Raw genomic sequence first — 22,179 nt, 5'->3', positions numbered from 1 at the left:
CAAAGAGCGGCGACGAGACGTGAGGGGGAAATGGCAAGGCAAAACACGCTCTTCAAGGAAGCCTATAATCGCTATGCGGCCCGCTTGAAGCTCGATACCGAGCTGCCGAGCGAGCCTGAAATCGCAGCCGAGCTCGGCGTCAGCCGCAGCACGGCCCGGGCGATCCTCATGCGTCTAAGCGACGCTGGCATCATTCTGTGGAACAAGCGGCAGAAGACGGTGCTTCGTCTGCCGACCCAGGCCGATTTCTTCCCCAAGGAAGAGACCGATTCCCTGCACAATATCATCGAGCGCAGCTTCATGACGCGCATCATGTCCGACGAAGCCCAGCCGGGCATGCAGATCAACGAGCTGGAACTGGCGCGCGAAATCGGCACGGGCACCTCCGTCGTTCGTGAATTCCTTATCCGTTTCAGCCGCTTCGGCCTGATCGAGAAACGGCCGAACAGCCACTGGATTCTCAAGGGCTTCACCAGTGAATTCGCACTCGAGCTTGCCGACGTGCGCGAAATGTTCGAGCTGCACTCGGCGGCCGAGTTCGGCCGCCTGCCGGCCAATCATCACGCCTGGGAGGATCTCAAGGCGATCGAGCAGGAACACTATGAACTGCTTAAAGATTTCGACGCGCACTACCGCGATTTCTCGCGCCTTGACGAAAAATTCCATCTCCTCATCCATCGCGCCTCGAAGAACCGCTTCATCACCGAGTTCTACGACGTCATCGCCATCATTTTTCACTATCACTATCAGTGGAACAAGGCTTTCGCACGCGAGCGCAATGCCCGCGCCGTGGCGGAGCATCTCGACTACATCGAAGCGCTGCAATCGCGCGACCAGCAAAGGATCGATGCCGCCTGCCGCCTGCACCTTGCCTCGGCGCGACAGACGCTGTTGCAGTCGATCCCGCAAGCCGCAGGTGAAATTGCCGGCTCCGCCGCCTGACGGAAGAGAGCCGGCAGCGCGTTATTTTGCGGTAAAGCTCACGCTTTGGCTGGCAAAGCGCGGAGATGAGACTTCGAGCTTGATCGCACCGGCCTCTCCGGTTGCCTGCAACCAGAAACCCGTGGTCCCGCCCTGGAATGCCACCGTTTCCGGCCCGATGACCTTCGCCGGACCCTCAACCTTGATCGTGATGGCTTCATTGAGGAAAGGAAGACGCGAGCCGGCCTGATCGAGCGCGCGCACGATGACGCGCACCGTATCGCGCTCGCCTGCGCGCAGCGTATCGGCATCGGCTTCTACCTGCAGCGAGGTCGGCAGCGGATTGGCGACCATATGTTGCAGCGCCACCGGCTTGCCGCCGATATAGCCGGTGAAATGCACGTCCTCCCACTCCATGCCCCATACGCCGAGTTCGTCCGGTGTGAAGGAACGGTGATCGAAAACGACAGGAGGATGCGGCAGATGCGGGAAAGTTTCCCGGTCCGGTCCGAGACGCTTGGTCAGAGAGCCGTAGCGCAGCTCGACCTCGTCGCAATTGGTGAGTACGATCAGCGGCAGGGCGCCGCCGATATTGCGCTCGCCGCGTGCCCAGATCGTGACCGGCTTCATGACGACCTCTTCGGAGGGCTCGCACTGGCTTGCATAGACATAGGCGGCGAATTTCGGCTCGCGGAACATGTCCATGACGCCGTGATAGCAAATGCGATCGCCCGAGCCGAAATCGCTATGGGTATTATAATCGAACATGCACCAGCCGATTGCGCCTGAGATCGATGGGTCACCATAGGCGGCATTCAGAACTTCCAGATGCCGGCGCACATGCTCGGCCTGGCGCTGCTCCTGATCGTAGATTTTGGTCGGATACATATGACCGCCGAATTCGGTGATCAGATAGGGCACATCCTTGGAAAGGCCGGTATTTTCCTGCTGCGGCCTCAGCGGCGTGCGCGGCCGGTTGGCGCCGGGCAGTTCCTCATTGCCGAGGATGAAATCATTCATCGTATAGACGTCCTCGAGCATTTCGCTCTCGGTGATGTAACGCACGCCGCCGGTCTGGCGGGTCGGATCGAGCTCGCGCGCCAGCCGGTTCGTCTCCGTGTAGAAATCATGCGAATCCTGAGATTCGTTGATACGCACGCCCCAGATGACGATGGACGGATGGTTGCAGTCGCGCTCGATCATGCGCCGTACATTGCGGATCGATTCCTGCTGCCATTCCTTATCGCCGATATGCTGCCAGCCGGGGATTTCCTCGAAAACCAGCAAACCGATGCGGTCGCAATGATCGAGGAACCATTTCGACTGCGGATAATGCGAGGTGCGCACGATATTGCACTTCAGCGTGTGCTTCATGATCTCGGCATCGCGCTCCTGGGCGGAACGGCCCATTGCGTAGCCGACATAGGGAAAAGCCTGATGGCGGTTAAGGCCGCGCAGCTTCAGCTTCTTGCCATTCAGCAGGAAACCTTCCGCGGTGAAGCTTGCCGTGCGAAAACCGAAAGTCGCGGCATGACGGTCCACTCCATGCTCGCTCACGAGCTCCACTTCGGCCGAATAAAGAACGGGATTGTCGAGTTCCCAGAGCGAAAGACCTGAAAGGCCGGCAAAGCTGAGCTTCACGCTTTCATCCGAGGTGTCAGCCTGGCCAGAAGCAATGGCTACGCCGTCGGCAGATCGCAAAGTAACCGTCACCGTACCTTTGAAAGCAAGATTTTGCGTATTGGAGATGTCGCAGCGCACAGTCGCGGATTTGCGGTCGGAAAGGACATCCGTCGTTTCAACCTTGATGTTGGCGACCGAGACGGGCGCCGCAACCTTCAGCCAGACATCGCGATAGATCCCGGCATAGGTCAGATAATCGATCCGGCCGCCGAAAGGCGGGATCTCAGGGTTCTCGCCGCCGTCGATTTTGACGGTGATCAGGTTTTCGCCCTTATGCAGGCGGCCGGTCAGGCGTGCCTCGAACGGCGTGTAGCCATCCTTGTGGGCAACGATTTCCTCACCGTTCAGATAGACGACGGCATCGGCCATGGCCGCATCGAAGATCAGCGATACCTCGCGGCCCGCGAAAGCTTCATCCCAGTTGACGATCTTCTGATAGGTGAAGGCGCGCTGATAGGATTTCTCGTCGAAATAATTGAAGGGCAGTTCGACAGCCGTATGCGGCAGCGTAACACTCTGTCCTTCCTGCGGGCGACCGGCATCCTCGGGCGAAAACCCGACATGAAACATCCAGGACTCATTGAAGGCGACAACAGAACGCATATTCAATCCTATCGATTAAGCCCGTCGCATCGGATGACGAACAGATGTTGCTGGGAAGTCAGGCGCGCGGCGAGGCAGGCGGGACGCCGCGGGGCGATATCTATACAGGCCCGCCGCCGTTGCGCAATGCGACCAGTTGGCGGATTTCGATTTCAAGGCACGCAAGCGGTAGCAAGGATGCCGACCTATCACGGATCTATCGGCTCCGCGCGTTCTTCGTTTCCTCGACCGGACTGCGCACGGCGGCATACATGCCTGTCGTGCGGAACTCCGTCGGATTGATGCCGTAGATGCGGCGAAATACCTTGGAGAAATAATTGGCATCGTCGAAGCCCGACATGATCGCGACTTCCTTGACGGGAATGAAGGCAGCCTTCGTCAGCAGCTTCGCCGCGCGCTGCATCCGCTGTTGCAGCACGAATTCCGCCGGCGGCACGCCTTCGCTCTCGGCGAAGACGCGCGAAAAATGCGCGCGGCTGAGACCACCCACCTTCGCAAGCTCTTCAACCGGCAGCGGCTTGTCGAGATTGGCATTGATGTGGTCGATGACGACTTGCATGACAGAGCGGTCGGCAGCAAAGGCATGCGAGCCGAAGACGTCGTCATAGAGCGCCATGGCGGCTTCATAGGCGATGGCAGAAGCCGAAGCCGGCGTCGTAGCGCCCTTGACGAGCCGAAGGCTGCAATCGGCAAGATGATCGATGGTCGCCTGCTGCAGCTTCAACACCGGACCGGCTGCGGCGAGGATTAGGCGATGGATGCGCAGCGCTTCCTCGCCGTTCATGGAAATCCAGAAATATTCCCAGCGCTCCCCCTTCTCCAGCCAATAGCGATGATTATGCGGCACGAGAACGAGCAGCGTATCACCGGCGTTGACTCGATAATTGCGGCTTTCATAGCGCAGGCGACCCGTGCCGCTGATCGTGTGCTGTAGCACGGTGAACGGTGTGAGGCCGCGCCGTCGTCCATCCCAATCATAGGGTTCGTCGACGCGGATTTCATATCCCGCACTGGTTGGCATGGCATGCAATCGGTGGCGTCCACGCGGCAGGGAAACCGTCCGCATGACCTGTCCGTTATCGATCAATTTTTGCAGCACAAAATTACCCTCAAAAGCATAATAGTTCTCTGTTCGCCTCCGTGATTATAGGCATAATCCCGCCAGAAAACAGCGCATGCTCGCCGGCGAGGAACGGCGATCGGAGGAAAAATCACGATTTCGGCCAGTTTCGCAATCGCTGCGATCATGGACCAAAATGCTGTCGATTTTCCTGCCGCTGCTTATTCGATCGACTTGAAGGTGAGGATCATGAGTTTCAAAATCGCTATTATCGGCGCCGGCAGCGTCGGCTTCACGAAAAAGCTGTTCACCGACATTCTCTGCGTGCCGGAATTCCGCGACGTCGAATTCGCGCTGACCGACGTAAGTGAGCACAATCTGACGATGATCAAGGCGATCCTCGATCGCATCGTCGAAGCCAACAAGCTGCCGACGCGCGTTACCGCGACCACAGATCGCCGCGCGGCACTGTCAGGCGCACGCTATATCATCAGCTGCGTGCGGGTCGGCGGCCTCGAAGCCTATGCCGAAGATATCCGCATCCCGCTGAAATACGGCATCGATCAATGTGTCGGCGATACGATCTGCGCCGGCGGCATTCTCTACGGCCAGCGCAACATCCCGGTCATTCTCGATTTCTGCAAGGATATCCGTGAAGTCGCCGAAACCGGCGCCAAGTTCCTGAATTATGCCAACCCGATGGCGATGAACACCTGGGCGGCGATCGAATACGGCAAGGTCGACACGATCGGCCTTTGCCATGGCGTCCAGCATGGGGCCGAACAGATCGCCGAAGTGCTCGGTGCCAAGGACAAGAGCGAACTCGATTATATCTGCTCGGGCATCAACCACCAGACCTGGTTCGTCGATCTGCGCTTCAACGGTCGCAAGATCGGCAAGGATGAGCTGATCGCAGCCTTCGAGGCGCATCCGGTCTATTCGCAGCAGGAAAAGCTGCGTATCGACGTTCTCAAGCGTTTTGGCGTCTATTCGACGGAGAGCAACGGCCATCTGTCGGAATACCTGCCCTGGTATCGCAAGCGCCCCGACGAGATCAACAAGTGGATCGACATGTCGGACTGGATCCATGGCGAGACCGGCGGCTATCTGCGTCATTCCACCGAGACACGCAACTGGTTCGAGACGGAATTCCAGCAGATCCTCGATAGCGCCTCGCAGCCGATCGATCCGGCACGCCGCTCCAACGAGCATGCCAGCCATATTCTCGAAGCGTTGGAAACCAATCGCGTCTATCGTGGCCATTTCAACGTCAAGAACAATGGCGTCATCACCAATCTGCCTGCCGATGCCATCATCGAGTCACCCGGCTTCGTCGATCGCTTCGGCATCAACATGGTGGCGGGAATTACTCTGCCGGAGGCATGTGCCGCGACCTGCATTTCCTCGATCAACGTTCAGCGCATGTCGGTCCATGCCGCTATCAGCGGCGATATCGACCTCTTGAAGCTTGCCGTCCTGCATGATCCGCTGGTCGGTGCCGTCGCCACACCGGAGGAGGTTTGGCAGATGGTCGACGAAATGATCGTCGCGGAAGCGCGCTGGCTGCCGCAATATGCCCATGCGGTTGATGGCGCGAAGGAGCGCCTGTCGCAGGGCAAGGTCAAGACGCGCGAGTGGAAGGGTGCGGCAAGCCGCAACGTACGGTCGATCGAAGAGTTGCGGGCGGAGAAGGCCGCGCTGAAGCAGGCCGGCTGACGAACAGCAGATCGGAAGACAATGGCTGCGGCGGCAGAGGGGTGATATCCCGCCGCAGCCGGCCGTCTTCCGTTTTACGGGAGGAACGCGACGCCTCGAACGGAAAGCTCGCGATATTGGGAGAGAGAACAAGATGAGACATTTTCGACCGATCGGCCTTCTCGCCGCATTGACGATTGCCACATCCGCGATCGCCATCAGCGCCTATGCAGCCGAGCCGACAGTGCCGCCCGTTCCGCCGGTTTTCCCGGCTGAGGGCAAGATCAAATATGTCGAGCGCAACTCCATCCTGGAGTTCAAGGCGCTGCCGGAATATCACGAACCTGCCTGGGTGACGGACAAGTTCGTCAAGACCGGCAAGCTGCCGCCTGTCAAGGATCGCCTGCCGAAAGAGCCGCTGGTCTTCAAGACCGGCAACATGCCCGACGGCATCGGCGTCTACGGCGATACCATGCGCCATGTTATCGGCGGTCGGCCGGAGGGCTGGAACTACGGCGCCGGGCAAACCCAGGGCTGGGGCGGTATCGACATCGCCCTTTCGGAGTGCCTGACGCGCACGGCTCCCCTCTTCCAGGTGGAGGCAAAGGATACCGAACCGCTACCGAACCTTGCCAAGGGCTGGGAATGGTCGTCCGACGGCCATAAACTCACCATGCATCTGATCGAAGGCGCGAAATGGTCCGACGGCGCGCCCTTCAACGCCGACGACATCATGTTCTACTGGGAAGACGAGGTGATCGACCCGAACGTCTCGCCACTCGGCGGCGGTGCATCGCCGGAAGCCTTCGGCGAAGGAACGACCCTGAAGAAGATCGACGATTACACCGTCGAATGGACCTTCAAGGACGCCTTCCCGAAGCAATATCTCTATACGATGGCCTATCCGAATTTCTGCCCAGGCCCGTCGCATATCCTGAAGCCGCAGCACCCAAAATATTCCAAGAACACCTACGATCAGTTCAAGAATGCTTTCCCGCCGGAATATATGAACATTCCGGTCATGGGTGCCTGGGTGCCGGTCGAATATCGCCCTGACGATATCATCGTCCTGCGTCGCAATCCCTACTACTGGAAGGTCGACGAGAAGGGTAATCAGTTGCCCTACCTCAATGAGCTGCACTACAAGCTCTCGACCTGGGCGGACCGTGACGTGCAGGCTGTTGCCGGTTCTGGTGACATTTCAAACCTGGAGCAACCGGAAAATTTCGTCGCTTCGCTGAAGCGCGCCGCACAGCCCGATGCGCCGGCTCGTCTTGCCTTCGGCCCTCGCCTCATCGGCTATAACCTGCAGATGAATTTCTCCGCCAATGGCTGGGGCAGCCCCGATCCCCGTGCTCAGGCCATTCGCGACCTGAACCGCAATGAGGATTTCCGCAAGGCCGTTACGATGGCGCTGGACCGCAAGGCCCTCGGCGAGTCACTGGTTAAGGGCCCGTTCACGGCGATCTATCCGGGCGGTCTTTCCTCCGGCAGCAGCTTCTATGATCGCAATTCCACCGTCTATTATCCGTTCGATCTTGCTGCGGCCAAGGCCGGGCTTGCGAAGGCTGGCCTGAAGGATACCGACGGCGACGGCATCGTAAACTTCCCGGCAGGCGTCAACGGCGGCAAGGATGTCGAGATCACCCTGCTGGTCAGCAACGACTACACCACCGACAAGAGCCTGGCCGAAGGCGTCGTTGGCCAGATGGAGAAGCTCGGGCTGCGCGTCATCATCAATGCGCTCGACGGACCCAAGCGTGACGATGCCAATTACGGCGGCCGTTTCGATTGGATGGTTCGGCGTAACACCACGGAGCTCGCTTCAGTCGTCCAGAATACGGAACAGCTCGCACCTGTCGGTCCCCGCACGAGCTGGAATCATCGTGCGGGTGCGGATGGCACGGTCGATCTCATGCCCTTTGAAAAGGACATGGTGAATGTCGTCAGCAAATTCACGACATCGAAGGATAACGACGAACGCGTGGCTTTGATGAAGCAGTTCCAGAAGATCTCGACGGGGCACCTCTACAATATCGGTCTGACCGAATATCCAGGTGCACTGATCATCAACAAGCGCTTCTCCAACGTTCCTCCGGGCACGCCGATCTTCCTGTTCAACTGGGCAGAAGACTCGATCATCCGCGAGCGCCTTTGGGTCGCAGCCGACAAGCAGGGCAAGTACGAACTCTTCCCAGAAGAGCTTCCGGGTGCGCCTGGCAGCGCCGGTCCGATCAAGTAAGGTCGCATGAAATACCCATGGCAGCCGGTATGATGCCGGTTGCCATGAGGCTTGAAACATCCAGCGATCAGCTGTCGCCGGGATAGAATTGAACCGCTGGCGTATATCATCCCGATGGGACGAGACCGCCGACAGCATCAAGAGAAGCGAACCGTTCTATGTTACGATTCCTGCTCGTGCGAATAGCCTCCGCCATTCCCGTGCTCTTCATCCTGAGCGTGGTGACCTTCGCGATCATTCAGGCACCGCCTGGCGACTATGCCGATTACATACGCTCGCAATTGATGAATCAGGGCGGTGCATCCTTCGCGCAGGCCGATGAGCAAGCACAAATTTACCGCCGCGAACATGGGCTCGACAAGCCGCTGGTCGTTCAATACGTCAACTGGATCGGCGGGATCGTCACCAGGGGCGATTTCGGCTACAGCATGTTCTACAACAAGCCCGTCGCCGATGTCGTTGGAGAGCGCCTGCCGCGGACCTTGGCTCTCGCGCTGGTCTGCCACATCTTCGCATCCGTTCTCGGCATCGGCTTCGGCATATGGGCAGCGACACGGCAATATAGCTGGATCGACAGCCTCCTCTCGGGCATCTCCTTTCTCGGCATGACGGTGCCGCGCTTCCTGATGGCGCTGATCATCGTCTATCTTCTCGTCTTTCAGCTCAATGTGTCGGAGATCGGCAGCTTCTTCTCGCCGCAATATGGCGGCGCGCCCTGGTCCTGGGCCAAGTTCGTCGATCTGGTCAGACATGTCTGGCCTGTCGTTGCGATCGCGACCTTCGGCGGCCTTGCCTACAATATGCGCGTCATGCGCGGCAATCTTCTCGACACGCTGAATGCTCAATATGTGGAGACCGCGCGGGCGAAAGGCCTTTCGGGCGGCGCCGTCGTCATGCGCCATGCGGTGCCGAACGCGCTGCATCCGCTCGTCATGTATCAGGGCGTCGTCCTACCCTACATGCTGACCGGCGAGATCGAGACTGCCATCATCTTTACGCTGCCGACCGTCGGCCCGGCCATCGTCGGCTCGATGGCGATCGGCGACGTCTATGTGACGGCAACCTTCATGATGGTGCTTTCGGCCACCCTCATCATCGGCAATATCATCGCCGATATGCTGCTTGCGCTGCTCGATCCGCGTGTCCGTCAACAGGGAGGAATACACTGATGCTGGCCTTCAGCAACTCCCCGCCGCCGCCGGAAGAAAAGATCCAGCACAAAAGCGGCAATGAAAGCTATATCGCACTGGTCTGGCGGCGCCTGAAGCGCTCCTGGACGGGCATGAGCGGTCTCGTTCTCGTCATCCTGCTGCTGCTGATGGCGATCTTTGCCGAATTCGTCGCGCCTCTCGATCCGAAGGCGACCGATACCGGCTTTGCACCGCCACAGGTCATCAGTTTCCATGACAAGGACGGCAACTTCGTCTTTCTGCCCCGCGTCTACGCGCTTGCCGAGACGACGGATCTCGATCCGGTCACCTTCCAGCCGATCGTCGGGCCGGACTATGACCACCCGCGCCTGCTCGGCTTCTTCGTCAAGGGTGATCCCTATTATCTGTTTGGGCTGATCCCCGGCGACCGGCACCTGTTCGGCGCGACCGACGGCGGTCCGGTTCATTTCCTCGGTACCGACAAGTTCGGGCGGGATGTGTTGTCGCGCGCCATCTATGGCTCGCGAATCTCGCTGATGATCGCCTTGACCGTGGTTTCCATCGTCACCATCGTCGGCACGACGATCGGCATGATCTCCGGTTATTTCGGTGGTGTGGTGGACGCTTGGATCCAACGCTTCGTCGAGGTCGTACTGGCTTTCCCGCAAGTGCCGCTCTATCTGGCGCTGACCTCCCTGATCCCCGTGACTGCGCCTACGAACGTCTTCCTGGCCTTCGTCATCATCGTCATGTCGGCGCTCGGCTGGGCGCAGATGTCCCGCGAGGTTCGCGGCAAGACGCTGGCTCTGGCGCGGATCGAGTATGTTCGCGCCGCAATGGCGGTCGGAGCAACCGATTGGCGTATCATCCTGCAGCACATTCTGCCGAACGTCATGAGCCATGTCATCGTCGCGGTGACGCTTGCTATCCCGAGCGTCGTACTGCTGGAATCCTTCCTCGGCTTCCTGGGTTTTGCCGTGAAGCCGCCACTGATCTCATGGGGTCTGATGCTGCAGGATACCTCGACCTATTCGGTCATCGGCTCCTATCCCTGGATCCTCTCGCCCGTCGCCTTCGTTCTCGTCACCGTCTTCGCCTTCAATGCGCTCGGCGACGGCCTGCGCGACGCAATCGACCCCTATTGAGGAGAACGGATATGGCTCTCGCACTCGTCAATCCCTATGCTCCCGACACCAGGCACGATGCCGGCGAAAAGACCACCTCGCCCGTCATCGACGCCCGCAATATTGCCGTCAAGTTCAAGGTCGAGGACGGCATGGTCGATGCCGTCAAGGACATCACCTTCCAGCTTTATCGCGGGGAAACCATCGCGATCGTCGGCGAATCCGGCTCCGGAAAATCGGTAACGGCCCGCACCGTCATGGGCCTCCTGACCAAGCGTGCCGTGGTCTCAGACAAAGCCGCCGTTCATTACGACGGCAAGAACGTGCTGAAATTTTCGGAGAAGGCGCGGCGTCAGCTGCGCGGCGACCGCATCTCGATGATTTTCCAGGAGCCGATGAGCTCGCTCAACCCGATCTACACGATCGGCAGCCAGATCGTGGAAGCGATACGGGTCCATCGCAAGGTCAGCCGCCGCGATGCCGAAAAGCGGGCGCTCGATCTCCTGAAGCAGGTGCAGATCCCCGATCCGGAAGCGCGGTTGAAACAATATCCGCACCAGCTCTCAGGTGGACAGCGGCAACGCGTGATGATCGCCATGGCGCTCGCCAACGATCCGGACGTGCTGATCGCCGACGAGCCGACGACGGCGCTCGACGTCACGGTGCAGGCGCAGATCCTCAATCTCATCCGCGACCTGCAGAAGCAGCTCGGCATGGCGGTCATCCTGATCACCCACGACCTGACCGTGGTGCGCCAGTTCTCCGACTATGTCTATGTGATGCAGCATGGCGAGATGCGCGAGCACAATACGACCGAAGCGCTCTTTTCCAATCCGCAGCATCCCTACACGCGGCATCTGCTGACTTCGGAGCCGCGTGGGCATGCAAAACCGCTGCCGCCAAATTGCGACACGGTGCTCGAAGGCAAGTCCGTCAAGGTAGCCTTCATGCTGCGTCACGGCAGCTTCTTCAAGCCCGACATGCGCGAGCTCGTCGCCGTCGGCGGACTCAATCTTCAGCTGCGCCGGCACGAGACGCTCGGCCTTGTCGGTGAATCCGGTTCGGGCAAGACCACCTTCGGCCAGGCGCTGCTGCGCTTAATCGATACCGATGGCGGCGAGATTTTCTTCGACGGACAGCCGATCCACGGCCGGTCGCGCGCCCAAATGCGCCCCTTGCGCTCGCGCATGCAGATCGTCTTTCAGGATCCTTTCTCGTCGCTCAATCCGCGCATGACCATCGGCCAGATCATTTGCGAGGGGCTGATTGTCAACAACCTCGGCGCCAACAAGGCCGAGCGCCTGGAACGCGTCAAGGAAGCGCTCGTCAGCGCGGGCATGCCGGCCAATATTCTCTCGCGCTTCCCGCACGAGTTTTCCGGCGGACAGCGCCAGCGCATCGCGATTGCCCGCGCCATCGCGCTCGAGCCGGAATTCATTTTGCTCGACGAGCCGACTTCGGCGCTCGACCTTTCCGTCCAGGCCCAGATCATCGATCTCCTGCGCAAACTGCAGGACGAGCGGGGTCTGAGCTATCTCTTCATTTCCCACGACCTCAAGGTCGTCCGCGCCCTGTGCCATCGCGTGATCGTCATGCAGCACGGCAAGATAATGGAGGAAGGGCCGGTCGAAGAAGTCCTATCGCATCCCAAGACGGCTTACACCGAACGCCTTGTCAGAGCGGCGTTCGAGGTGGCTTCATAGCATTCAGGAGATTTTGACATGACAGGCACTCCCAAGATCACGTTCATCGGAGCCGGCTCGACCGTTTTCATGAAGAATATCATCGGCGACGTCTTGCAGCGCCCTGCCCTGGCAGGAGCCAGGATCGCGCTGATGGACATCAATCCGCAGCGGCTGGATGAAAGCGCCATCGTTGCTCGCAAGCTTGCCTCGACGCTTGGCGCTCCGGCCACGGTCGAGACCTTTACCGACCAGCGCAAGGCGCTTGACGGCGCACATTTCGTCGTCGTCGCCTTCCAGATTGGCGGCTATGAGCCCTGCACGGTCACCGATTTCGAGGTTCCGAAGAAATATGGCCTGCGCCAGACGATCGCCGACACGCTCGGCGTCGGCGGCATCATGCGCGGCTTGCGCACGGTTCCGCATCTGTGGAAGATCTGCGAGGACATGCTCGCCGTCTGCCCGAATGCGATCATGCTGCAATATGTGAACCCGATGGCGATCAACACCTGGGCGATCGGCGAGAAGTACCCAACAATCAGGCAGGTCGGCCTTTGCCACTCCGTGCAGGGTACGGCCATGGAACTGGCGCATGATCTCGACATTCCCTATGACGAGATCCGCTATCGTTCCGCCGGCATCAACCACATGGCCTTCTATCTCGAATTCGAACACCGCCAGCCCGATGGTTCCTACCGCAATCTCTATCCGGATCTCGTGCGCGCCTATCGCGAAGGACGCGCACCGAAGCCCGGCTGGAACCCGCGTTGCCCGAACAAGGTGCGCTACGAGATGCTGACCCGCCTCGGCTATTTCGTCACCGAAAGCTCCGAGCATTTCGCCGAATACACACCCTACTTCATCAAGGAGGGCCGCGAGGACCTGATCGAGAAATTCGGCATTCCGCTGGACGAATATCCGAAGCGCTGCATCGAGCAGGTAGCGCGCTGGAAGAACCAGGCGGAGGAATATCGCACGGCGGAAAAGATCGAGGTCAAGCAATCGAAGGAATATGCCTCCTCGATCATCAATTCGGTCTGGACCGGCGAACCCTCCGTCATCTACGGCAATGTCCGCAACAACGGCTGCATCACCTCACTGCCGTTCAATTGCGCGGCCGAAGTCGCCTGCCTGGTCGACGCCTCCGGCATCCAGCCGACCTATGTCGGCGACCTGCCGCCACAACTGACGGCCTTGATCCGCACGAATATCAACGTGCAGGAACTGACGGTAAAGGCTCTGATGACAGAGAACCGCGAGCACATCTATCACGCCGCGATGATGGACCCGCATACGGCAGCAGAACTCGATCTCGATCAGATCTGGTCCCTCGTCGACGAATTGCTGGCAGCTCATGGCGACTGGCTGCCGGAATGGGCCCGCGGCAATCGCAAGGTTCAGGCCGCCTGAAGCCACTCTCCCGGCTTGCGGCCCAAAGGCCTCGCGGCAACACCGCGAGGCCTTCCATTTTTACTGAACCGGAGAAAATGAAAATCCAAAACGCAGGCGAATATCGCCTCGATAACCCATGGCAAAGCACCCTCGCCTGGGTTAGAAAACACACGCAGTTTGGAGGAGACGAACGACATGGCGAGCTCAGACATATTCACCACCGGAACCTTTGTCGGCCGCATCTGGCGCCCGGATGTGGAAGGCCCTTCCCTCGTCACCGTTCGCGATGGCACGCTCTATGACATCACCTCGAAGGATGCGCCGACCATGCGCGACCTGCTGGAGAAGGACGATCCGGTCGCTTTCGTGCGCGCGCAAAAAGGCGAGACCGTCGCAAAGCTTGATGATTTGCTGGCTGCCAGGGCTGATGCCGCATCCGTCCATCTTCTCGCACCCATCGATCTGCAGGCGATCAAGGCCTGCGGCGTAACCTTTGCCCGCTCGATGCTGGAGCGCGTCATCGAGGAGCGCGCAGCCGGCAATCCGGATCTTGCCGAAGCGATCCGCGGCAAGGTGACGGCGCTGATCGGCGACAGCCTGCGCAACTTGAAGGCCGGCTCACCGGAAGCCGCCAAGGTCAAGGCAGCGCTGATCGAGGAAGGTGTCTGGTCGCAATATCTCGAAGTCGGCATCGGGCCGGATGCGGAAGTCTTTTCCAAATCGCAGGTCATGTCCTCCGTCGGGCAAGGCGCGGATGTCGGCCTGCATCCGATCTCCAAATGGAACAATCCCGAGCCAGAAATCGTGCTTGCCGTCGATAGCCAGGGCCATGTGAAGGGCGCCACCCTTGGCAACGATGTCAACCTGCGCGATGTCGAAGGCCGGTCTGCGCTATTGCTCGGCAAGGCGAAGGACAACAACGCTTCCTGCTCGATCGGGCCTTTCATCCGCCTGTTCGACGACACCTACACTCTCGACGACGTTCGCAACGCCGATCTCGACCTCAAGGTCGAAGGCGATGACGGCTATGTGCTGCATGGCCGCTCGTCGATGAAGGAAATCAGCCGCGATCCGCTCGATCTCGTCTCGCAGACTATCGGCCGTCATCATCAGTATCCCGATGGCTTCGTGCTGTTCATGGGAACGCTTTTTGCCCCTGTCGAGGACCGCGACACGCCCGGCCAAGGCTTCACTCATAAGGTCGGCGACATCGTCACCATCTCGAACGACAAGCTCGGAGCGCTGCGCAACCGCGTGCTGCTGTCGACCGAATGCGCGCCATGGACGTTTGGCGCCTCGCATCTGATGCGCAATCTTGCCCGGCGTGGATTGATCTGAAACGCCAGCTACCGAGCGCGAGGCTATAGACACGTGTCCGACACCGGCTTGTAAGCCGGAGTGCGCGCCGGAGATCAAGATCTCAATGGGTGGACATCGACTGTGGCTGGTTGAGGCGGCTGCGGACTGCGGTCAGTTCCGAGGTCGTGTGGTTGAGGCGGTCTGCCAGCACGCGCATGATCTCGACGGCCATTTCGGGGAAATCGCTGAGCAGCTTCAGGAAATGCTCCTTGCTGATCTTCAACGCCTCCAGCCTGGAAGTCGCTTTCACCGTGGCTGTACGGGAGACATCGCAGAGGATGGCGATCTCGCCAACGATGGAATTGAGGTCGACCTCGGCAACCTTGATCTCGCCAGCAGGGCTATCGACGAGAATATCAGCAGTCCCTGAAAGAACAACATAGGCCGCGTCGCCTTGATCGCCCTGATGAAACAGGGTTTGGCCAGCATTGTAGCTGACCCGATCGGACGTAAACGCCAAGAGTTTCAATTTTGCGGGTGCGATGCGCGAAAAAATCGGCACCCGCTTCAGCATTTCAACTTCGTCCTTCAGAAGCATGAGCTTCGATACCCCCAGTGTTCGGCCCCAGACGCCACTGTCGAGATAGGATATTACGATAACAGTTCTTTGAACATACCGTTTTTCTCTAAAAGATCGGTGGTAGAGCCGTTTTCGACGAGACTGCCGTGATCGAAAACCAGCACACGGTCGAACAATTCGGCAAAACTGGGGTTGGAGAGAACCCAGATGATCGCCGGCGCATAGTCGCCGCTATGGAGTTCGCCCAGAATGGCCCTCGCGATCTGATCCTGGACGCGATGGTCGAGCGCCGGCAGTGGGCGATTGCAGATGATGTAATCGGCACGTTTCAAAAGGGCGCGACCGAGATTGAGTTTCTGGCGCTGCACGTTTGTCAAGCGCTTGCCGCCCGAGCCGACGTCGAAATCCAGCCCGATCGACAGAACGCCGTCATGCATGCCGAGACGCCCGAACACATCATACATTATCTGGTGGATGCGCTCCGGCGCATTCGCCTGCTGATGCGCGATGCGACCGAACAGCACGTTATCCATCAGGGTCGCCGACGCAGTGAAGCGCTCCGGATCGTAGCGCTCGATGACCTTGGCAAGGTCGGCCGGAATATTCTCGTAGAACTTCGCGCGCGCCTGCACGATCTTTTCCATAAGCACCTGCGTCAGGAGACCGAAGCGGTGACGCGGCTCGATATAGGAGAAGCTCAGGCGGATGATGGCCGCACGCTCGTCGTCGGTAGCCGCCTCATAGCCCTTGCCGTTCAGCTTCTGTAGTAGGGCCTCATAGGTCGGGATGTCCTCCGCCGTCATGAAGGTCAGCTGCTGGAAGAACGGATGGTCGGGCGGCAGATCCGTGAAGAGTTCGACTGCGTTTTCGGCGATTTCCAGGCCCATATCGTACAAATCGGATACCAGACCCGTTTCGTCGAATATCTGCCGGAAATAGGGATGAGCCGCCAGTTTGCGATTGGTCATCTGCGGCCGTTTCAACGTACCGAAAAGCAGATTTTCACCGACTGTCGCCTGCGGATTGTAAGCATCGAACTCGAAGGGAACCACGAGATCCTCGAGCTTTTCCTCCTCAAGCCGGGACCGCAATGCCTGCCGCAATTCGACGATGCGCGACGTCAGATCCTGGTGCGTGGCCGCATCGACATTCGAGCGCAAGGCCATGTCGAAAATATCCTGCGACATGGCGACGGCATCGAGAACCGGACGGATTGCGGAATAGATATCATCCGGCCCCGTCGCGCCGGCGGCAGCATAATCTACCCAGTCGCTATTGAGATCGAATTCAGGATTGGCCGCACGACGCGCCTCAGCCATGCTCCATTTGACCTTTGCCGCCTCATCCTCGCTGTAGACGGGGGCAGCGAGTGGCGCATGCTTGAGACCATATAGGAGATTGCTGCGCAAAGTGCCGTGAAAGAAGAATGTTTCGGAGGAGGCGTAGGCGATGCGTCGCCCGATGAGGGATTCCGGCAGTTCCAGAATATCGTGGCCGTCGATCGAGATGCGGCCGCTATCCGGCCAGGTCAGGCGGCCGAATGCCTCTGCAAGATATTCGCCGCCCGCGCCGCTCTCGCCAACGATCGCCACCCTTTCGCCGGGATGAATTTCAACCGAAACGTGATCCAGCACGCGCGCACCGCTGTCATCGACGATGGTGACGTTGGTTGCGACGAGAGAATGGGTTATGCGGGCCGCCGGTGCGGGCGAAATCGCCTGGATTTTCGGATCGATCAGATGGTCGACGCTGAACTGTTCGACCACCTGATTGTATTTCACCTGAACGTCCTGACGCGACTGATCCCAGTCGATCAGCTCCTTCAGCGGCCCTGGCAGATCCTTGTAGGCATTGATGACGGCGACGAGCTGACCGATGTCCAGGCGACCCTGCAGCGCCAGGAAACCGCCGATCAGATAGAACAGAAACGGCGTCACCTGAGCGAGAAAATTATTGATGAATTTGACCAGGAACTTCCACTGGTAGAGATCGTAGCGGATCGAGAAGATCAATCCGAGCCGGTGCGCAATATCGGCGCGCTCCAGGTTCGTCGTATCGTTAGCATGGATGGTGCCGATGCCATCGACGATTTCGCCGACGCGGCCGGAAAGCTCGCGTGCCGTCAGCTGCCGCTGGCGCCCGAGTTCCAGAAGCCGCTTGCGCATGCGCGGAATGACGATCGCCTGTACGGCGACAATTGCCGCGGCGATCATGCCGAGCCAGAAATTCTGCATGATGATGAAGACGAGCGCCGTCACCGCCTGGCCGCCGAGAAGCGCCGGCTGCACGAAGGCATCGCCGGTGAAGCCGCCCATCGGCTCCACCTCATCCTTGATCATGGTGGCGATTTCGGCGGGCTTGACCCGCTTGAAATGGGACGGCGGAAACCGCAACACGCGGTCGATCAGCTCGAATCGGATACGGCGAAGCATGCGCTCGCCGAGCCGCCCCTTGTAGGTATTGATATAGAGCTTGAAGAGGCCGTTGAGCACGACAAGCGCCAGAAACACCATGCTCAGTGCAACGAGCATCGACATGCGTGTCAGTTGCACGCCCTGGAAAATTTCGATGTGGCCGATGAGCGGCACATTGAAGGCGATATGCATGAAAGTCTGCGTGTCGCCGGGATGTTCGAAACCCTTACCCTGGATAGGCCCGTTGACGATCTGCTTCGGCAAGTCGAAGGACAGGAAGTACGGGATCATCGAGGCCGCGACGACGAGCAGTATCCAGATCTGCTCCAGGCGGGTATTCGACCAAATGTAGCGTGCTAGGCTTTTTTCCATTGCTTACTGCAGGCTTTCAAATTCAACGCCCAGCACCGGCGTGATGCCGGCACCAATGTTGCAGAGATGCGGGAAGGTTTCGTTACGGATACGTGGCCCCATATGTGAAAAGGGACGCCGCCCGGTTCTTCGTCCACGCTCCTCCCGATTCATCGATTTTTCGATTTATATCACAAGATTGCGGGAATCCAGGAAGATAAAACGACAGGATGTCTCCAATATCAGCCGCACAAGTGTCTACCTGCCATCACGCAGAATGGCAGATGTTCTGGCGGCACCGCCGAGATCTATATCCGGGTTGCCTGGCTTGGGGCGCGATAGCGCCGCCTTCACGGCGTCGACCAGCATATCCGTCGTCAATCCTGCCTCCGGCAGGGCCAAGGCCAGCCCCAATCTCTCCAGCCGTTCGGCCCTGACGGACTGCTCCGTCTCGCCGCCGGCAGTGAAAGGAACCAGAATGGCGCGGCAGCCGGCCACCAGAAGATCACCGACCGTATTATAGCCGGCCTGCGAAATCGAAAGCTCGGCGCCACGCAAAAGGGAGGGAAAATCCTTGCGGAAGCGAACGAGCTCGACATTGCTAGGCGCATCCATGGCGAGATCGGCGTAATCCTGCTCCGGCAGGTTCGGCCCGGCGATCAAGAGCCAGCGGCGATCGCTCGCCACGCGGCTCGCCGCTTCCAACGAGGCGCGGATGAGATCGCGACCGACAGCACCGCCGCCGGCCGAAACGACGATGTCGAAGGTTTCGACCGGTTCCGGCGGCAAAGCGGGTGCGACAAGACCTGTATAGATGATCTTGTCGGCGATTGCCTCGGTCAGGGGAAAGGTCTCCTCCAGCCGGACAAAATGCGGATCGCCGTGAACGAGCACGCCATCGAAGTGATCCCGCAGGAGGCCGACCGTCTCTTCGTCGCGCCCCGGTTTCTTCTGCTGCTGCAGAATATCGCGCACCGAGGTGTAGAGCCTCGGCTTCGGATCGGCTTCAGAAATGGCATCGAGCAGCGGCAGGAGCTCGAAACGCATCTGCCTGCGACCAAAGGGAAAGGCCTCGATAACAACGACATCCGGTGCAGCCTGCCGGAAGGCCTCGAGAAGAAGATCCCGCCGGCGGGACAGAAACTCTTCGCCGACCGGGTTGCCTGACTGATCGGCGAGGCCGGAAAAACCGGCGCTGCTGGCAACCACGGCCGGCAACGTCACCGAAGTGACATCCGCGCCGGGAAATCCGTTGACCGGCACGCCACCGGTGACCACCGTCACCTGGCAGCCGTCTTTCGCCAGCGCGCTGGCAATGCGGCTGGCCCGCGCCAGATGGCCAATACCGAGCAGATGCTGAACGTAGAAAAAGACCCGCAAGGGTTGGCTATGCGGGGCCGTCACGCGGATTTCCGCCATTGATCTTCTTTCTGCCATTGCGCCTCGAACAGCCCGGTCAGCTGCCGGATGCTGGCATGATAATCGAAATGCTCGCGCACCCGCCTTTCGGCAGCCTCGCCCAGCCTGTGGCGCTGCGCCGGGTTGCGAATGGCGGATTCCAGCGCCACGGCAAGTGCCTGCGGATCCTCCGGGGGAACGACGAGACCGTTCGTACCATCTTCGAGTAGTTCGGGGACGCCGGAAATATTGGTGGAGACGCAGACAAGACGCTGGCTCGAGGCCTCGACGAGCACGTTCGGAAGCCCGTCGCGATCGCCGTCGGCGGCCACTCGACAGGCGAGCGCGAAGATATCGGCCTGACGATAATGGGCGAGCACCTCTTCCTGTGCCAGCGCGCCCTTCCAGGTGATGCGATCGGCAATCCCCAGCGTATCGGCCAAGGCTTTCAATTTCGCCAGACCGTCACCGCCGCCGATATGAGTGAAACGCCAGTTGAGGTCGCCGGGAAGCAGCGCCAGCGCCTTCAGCAGCACGTCGTACCCCTTCTTCTCGACTGCACGACCGACACTGAGAAGGAAAGCGGGATCGGAAGCGTCGCTGCCGTCGCGGCCAGAATGTTCGCCGGCGAAAGGATCGAAGCGATCGAGATCCAGACCGTGATAGCTTAGATAGACCTTGTCGTCCGCCCCGATCAGATCGCGCATATGCTCGAAACCGGTACGCGTGCAGGTCACAGTCCAGCGGGCGCGGCCGAGTTTTTCCGAAAGCTCCCAGTCGGGCGACGTCCAGATGTCCTTGGCATGCGCCGAACACGTCCAGGGGATACCGGTCATGATGCTGGCATAGGAGGTTACCGAGGCCGGCGTGTGGATAAAGTGCGCATGCAGCCATTCACCGCCGTCGGGCCATTCATGCGCCAGCACCAATGCCTGACCGAAGCGCCGCACGCGGTTCGGTGTGATATCCCGTTTGAGATCGGCCCAGAACTGCTTCAGGAGCGGCTTGAACCCGGGCTTGCCGATGCCGGCAAAGAAGGCGCGAAGCACTCTCAGCGGTTCGTCGTGCAGATATTCCGGCAGATAGACCACGCGCGCCTTAATCTCGTCATGGACAGGATGGCGCTTCTTATCAGTGGGTTTGCGCATCGAGATCAGCGTCAGGTCGAAGCCAGCCTTCTCCAGGCCGAGCAGCTCTTGCGCAATGAAGGTTTCCGACAGGCGGGGATAGCCTTTCAGGACCACCAGTATTTTCTTCCGCATCGACAGGTTCCGGTGATCTACTCGGCAACGATCGATAGCGGCGTGTAGCGCTCGCGGTCATCGAACCATTCGCCGATGGTGTGCGAGATGTGCACGAGCCCCTCGAGGCGCATATTGCTGTTGCTCGCCGAGGGCGGCGCCTGGTTCGGCAGGCGCTTCAAGGCAGCTGCAAGCTGCTTCGGATCGGCCGATTCCTCCGGCAGCAGCATGTCGACGAGGCCGAGCTCGCTTGCCCGCTGCGCGCGGATGAGCTGCTCCTCGCGTGGCCGCGTGCGCGGAATGATCAGCGCCGGCTTATCGAAGGACAGAATTTCGCAGTAGGTGTTGTAACCACCCATAGCCACGACCGCCTTGGCACCGGCAATCAGCTCTTCCATCTTGTTGTCGAACTCGATGACCTGGAGACAGTTGATCTTGCCGGCGCGCTCCAAAAGCTGGCTGCGCTCCTTGGCCGGCATATAGGGGCCAAGCACGATCAACGTCTTCTGCGTGAGAGAGCTGTCCTCCTCGAAAGCGGTGATGACGTCGCTGACGAGATCGGCGCCGTCGCCGCCGCCGCCTGTTGTTACCAGGATATAATCCTCGTCAGGCACATGTTCCGACTTCGTGCCCAACGTGGAAACGCTGCGCTGCAGAAAGCCGACGAATTCCATCTTCCGGCGCACGCCGGAGGGAACATCGAGGCCGACGAGCGGATCGTGAAAGTCCGGCGGGCCATAGACCCAGACGCGATCGTAGAATTGATCGATCTTCTGCAGGACGTTGTTCTTCTTCCATTCGGCTTCCAGCAGGTGTGGCGCATCCATCACGTCGCGCATGCCGAGAACGAGCGTGGTGCCGCGCGCCTTCAGATAGGTCAGCGTCTCCTCGACCTCACCTTTCAGCCCCAACGGCTCCTTATCGACAATGAAAACGTCGGGCTGGAAGGTTTCGGCCGTGTGGCGAATGATCGATTGCCGCATCTTCAGCGTTTCCTGCAGCGCGACATGGCTCGCCATAGACGTGTATTCACCGTCGCGCAGCTTGATGACGCTCGGCACTTTGACGAAATCGACACGGGCGCGATAATCGAATGCCCCGGCGATCGTTGCGCCGGATATGATCAGCACGTTCAGGCCGCGATAGTCCTCAACAAGCGCATGGGCAATCGTTCTGCACCGCCTCAGATGGCCGAGACCGAACGTGTCATGGCTATACATGAGGATTCGAGCATCTTCTAAGCGCCGCTTCATAGGCAAAACCTCTGGGGGTGAAAGTTATACGCGGTATGTCGACAAAGGACATCCGCGGGCCGCTTCTCGAATTGCAATCCTGTCTTCGCC

Annotated in this window: 15 protein-coding genes; 8 read left to right on the top strand and 7 right to left on the bottom strand. The window is 59.6% G+C overall.

Annotated features, from left to right (window positions below):
- Window positions 1-30 precede the first annotated feature (30 nt).
- On the top strand, window positions 31-942 hold the full coding sequence (locus tag AC13RE_RS22025; RefSeq protein ID WP_488483937.1) for a GntR family transcriptional regulator: 912 nt from the start codon (window positions 31-33) through the stop codon (window positions 940-942).
- Between the two features lie 21 nt (window positions 943-963).
- On the opposite strand, the gene AC13RE_RS22020 is transcribed toward AC13RE_RS22025, so the two are convergent.
- Both AC13RE_RS22020 and AC13RE_RS22015 read right to left on the bottom strand, forming a co-directional pair.
- Window positions 964-3,207, bottom strand: coding sequence for a glycoside hydrolase family 2 protein (locus AC13RE_RS22020; protein WP_488564510.1), 2,244 nt, complete (start codon window positions 3,205-3,207; stop codon window positions 964-966).
- Window positions 3,208-3,403: 196 nt separating this feature from the next.
- A complete protein-coding gene (locus tag AC13RE_RS22015) occupies window positions 3,404-4,306 on the bottom strand; it encodes a helix-turn-helix transcriptional regulator (protein WP_488564509.1) in 903 nt (300 codons plus the stop codon).
- 210 nt (window positions 4,307-4,516) lie between these two features.
- On the opposite strand from AC13RE_RS22015, the gene melA (AC13RE_RS22010) reads away from it, so the two are divergent.
- The 7 genes from melA (AC13RE_RS22010) to AC13RE_RS21980 all read left to right on the top strand — a co-directional run bounded on the left by melA (AC13RE_RS22010) (window position 4,517) and on the right by AC13RE_RS21980 (window position 14,891).
- Window positions 4,517-5,983, top strand: a complete 1,467-nt coding sequence (gene melA / locus AC13RE_RS22010) for an alpha-galactosidase (protein ID WP_488564508.1) — start codon at window positions 4,517-4,519, stop codon at window positions 5,981-5,983.
- Between the two features lie 133 nt (window positions 5,984-6,116).
- Entirely contained in the window at window positions 6,117-8,204 is a 2,088-nt protein-coding gene (locus AC13RE_RS22005; protein ID WP_488564507.1) for an ABC transporter substrate-binding protein, read from the top strand.
- Window positions 8,205-8,362: 158 nt separating this feature from the next.
- On the top strand, window positions 8,363-9,373 hold the full coding sequence (locus AC13RE_RS22000; protein WP_015343442.1) for an ABC transporter permease: 1,011 nt from the start codon (window positions 8,363-8,365) through the stop codon (window positions 9,371-9,373).
- Window positions 9,373-10,500 carry an ABC transporter permease gene (locus tag AC13RE_RS21995; RefSeq protein WP_488564506.1) on the top strand — a complete coding sequence of 376 codons (1,128 nt, stop codon included), beginning with the start codon at window positions 9,373-9,375 and terminating at the stop codon, window positions 10,498-10,500. Before AC13RE_RS22000 ends, AC13RE_RS21995 begins: the two co-directional genes overlap by 1 nt.
- A gap of 11 nt (window positions 10,501-10,511) precedes the next feature.
- Complete coding sequence (locus AC13RE_RS21990) at window positions 10,512-12,182, top strand: ABC transporter ATP-binding protein (protein ID WP_488564505.1); 1,671 nt, start codon at window positions 10,512-10,514, stop codon at window positions 12,180-12,182.
- Between the two features lie 18 nt (window positions 12,183-12,200).
- Window positions 12,201-13,571 carry an alpha-galactosidase gene (melA, locus tag AC13RE_RS21985; protein ID WP_488564504.1) on the top strand — a complete coding sequence of 457 codons (1,371 nt, stop codon included), beginning with the start codon at window positions 12,201-12,203 and terminating at the stop codon, window positions 13,569-13,571.
- Between the two features lie 177 nt (window positions 13,572-13,748).
- Window positions 13,749-14,891: a fumarylacetoacetate hydrolase family protein gene (locus AC13RE_RS21980; protein ID WP_488564503.1), complete on the top strand. Its 1,143-nt coding sequence runs from the start codon at window positions 13,749-13,751 to the stop codon at window positions 14,889-14,891.
- An 82-nt stretch (window positions 14,892-14,973) separates the two neighbouring features.
- On the opposite strand, the gene AC13RE_RS21975 is transcribed toward AC13RE_RS21980, so the two are convergent.
- The 5 genes from AC13RE_RS21975 to AC13RE_RS21955 form a co-directional block, all read right to left on the bottom strand.
- On the bottom strand, window positions 14,974-15,450 hold the full coding sequence (locus AC13RE_RS21975; protein WP_015343447.1) for a cyclic nucleotide-binding domain-containing protein: 477 nt from the start codon (window positions 15,448-15,450) through the stop codon (window positions 14,974-14,976).
- Window positions 15,451-15,503: 53 nt separating this feature from the next.
- Complete coding sequence (locus AC13RE_RS21970) at window positions 15,504-18,218, bottom strand: ABC transporter ATP-binding protein (RefSeq protein ID WP_132719284.1); 2,715 nt, start codon at window positions 18,216-18,218, stop codon at window positions 15,504-15,506.
- A gap of 237 nt (window positions 18,219-18,455) precedes the next feature.
- Window positions 18,456-19,616 (bottom strand): glycosyltransferase family protein, encoded by a 1,161-nt coding sequence (locus tag AC13RE_RS21965; protein WP_488564502.1) that lies wholly within the window; start codon window positions 19,614-19,616, stop codon window positions 18,456-18,458.
- A complete protein-coding gene (locus AC13RE_RS21960) occupies window positions 19,598-20,863 on the bottom strand; it encodes a glycosyltransferase family 4 protein (protein ID WP_488564581.1) in 1,266 nt (421 codons plus the stop codon). The genes AC13RE_RS21965 and AC13RE_RS21960 overlap by 19 nt, the downstream gene beginning before the upstream one ends.
- An 11-nt stretch (window positions 20,864-20,874) precedes the next feature.
- Window positions 20,875-22,089 (bottom strand): glycosyltransferase family protein, encoded by a 1,215-nt coding sequence (locus tag AC13RE_RS21955; protein ID WP_488564501.1) that lies wholly within the window; start codon window positions 22,087-22,089, stop codon window positions 20,875-20,877.
- Window positions 22,090-22,179 lie beyond the last annotated feature (90 nt).

Source organism: Martinezella sp. CNPSo 3959, from assembly GCF_057784355.1.
Note: the sequence above shows the minus strand (reverse complement) of the source record. Positions and strands in the feature narration are given on the sequence as shown.

What these genes read in the sequence shown, in the direction of transcription:
- AC13RE_RS21975 (WP_015343447.1), bottom strand. Translation starts at nt 15,450, where the DNA reads ATGCTTCTGAAGGACGAAGTTGAAATGCTGAAGCGGGTGCCGATTTTT.
- melA (WP_488564508.1), top strand. Translation starts at nt 4,517, where the DNA reads ATGAGTTTCAAAATCGCTATTATCGGCGCCGGCAGCGTCGGCTTCACG.
- AC13RE_RS22000 (WP_015343442.1), top strand. Translation starts at nt 8,363, where the DNA reads ATGTTACGATTCCTGCTCGTGCGAATAGCCTCCGCCATTCCCGTGCTC.
- melA (WP_488564504.1), top strand. Translation starts at nt 12,201, where the DNA reads ATGACAGGCACTCCCAAGATCACGTTCATCGGAGCCGGCTCGACCGTT.
- AC13RE_RS21965 (WP_488564502.1), bottom strand. Translation starts at nt 19,616, where the DNA reads ATGGCGGAAATCCGCGTGACGGCCCCGCATAGCCAACCCTTGCGGGTC.
- AC13RE_RS21990 (WP_488564505.1), top strand. Translation starts at nt 10,512, where the DNA reads ATGGCTCTCGCACTCGTCAATCCCTATGCTCCCGACACCAGGCACGAT.
- AC13RE_RS22025 (WP_488483937.1), top strand. Translation starts at nt 31, where the DNA reads ATGGCAAGGCAAAACACGCTCTTCAAGGAAGCCTATAATCGCTATGCG.
- AC13RE_RS21995 (WP_488564506.1), top strand. Translation starts at nt 9,373, where the DNA reads ATGCTGGCCTTCAGCAACTCCCCGCCGCCGCCGGAAGAAAAGATCCAG.
- AC13RE_RS22005 (WP_488564507.1), top strand. Translation starts at nt 6,117, where the DNA reads ATGAGACATTTTCGACCGATCGGCCTTCTCGCCGCATTGACGATTGCC.
- AC13RE_RS21980 (WP_488564503.1), top strand. Translation starts at nt 13,749, where the DNA reads ATGGCGAGCTCAGACATATTCACCACCGGAACCTTTGTCGGCCGCATC.
- AC13RE_RS21955 (WP_488564501.1), bottom strand. Translation starts at nt 22,089, where the DNA reads ATGAAGCGGCGCTTAGAAGATGCTCGAATCCTCATGTATAGCCATGAC.
- AC13RE_RS21970 (WP_132719284.1), bottom strand. Translation starts at nt 18,218, where the DNA reads ATGGAAAAAAGCCTAGCACGCTACATTTGGTCGAATACCCGCCTGGAG.
- AC13RE_RS22020 (WP_488564510.1), bottom strand. Translation starts at nt 3,207, where the DNA reads ATGCGTTCTGTTGTCGCCTTCAATGAGTCCTGGATGTTTCATGTCGGG.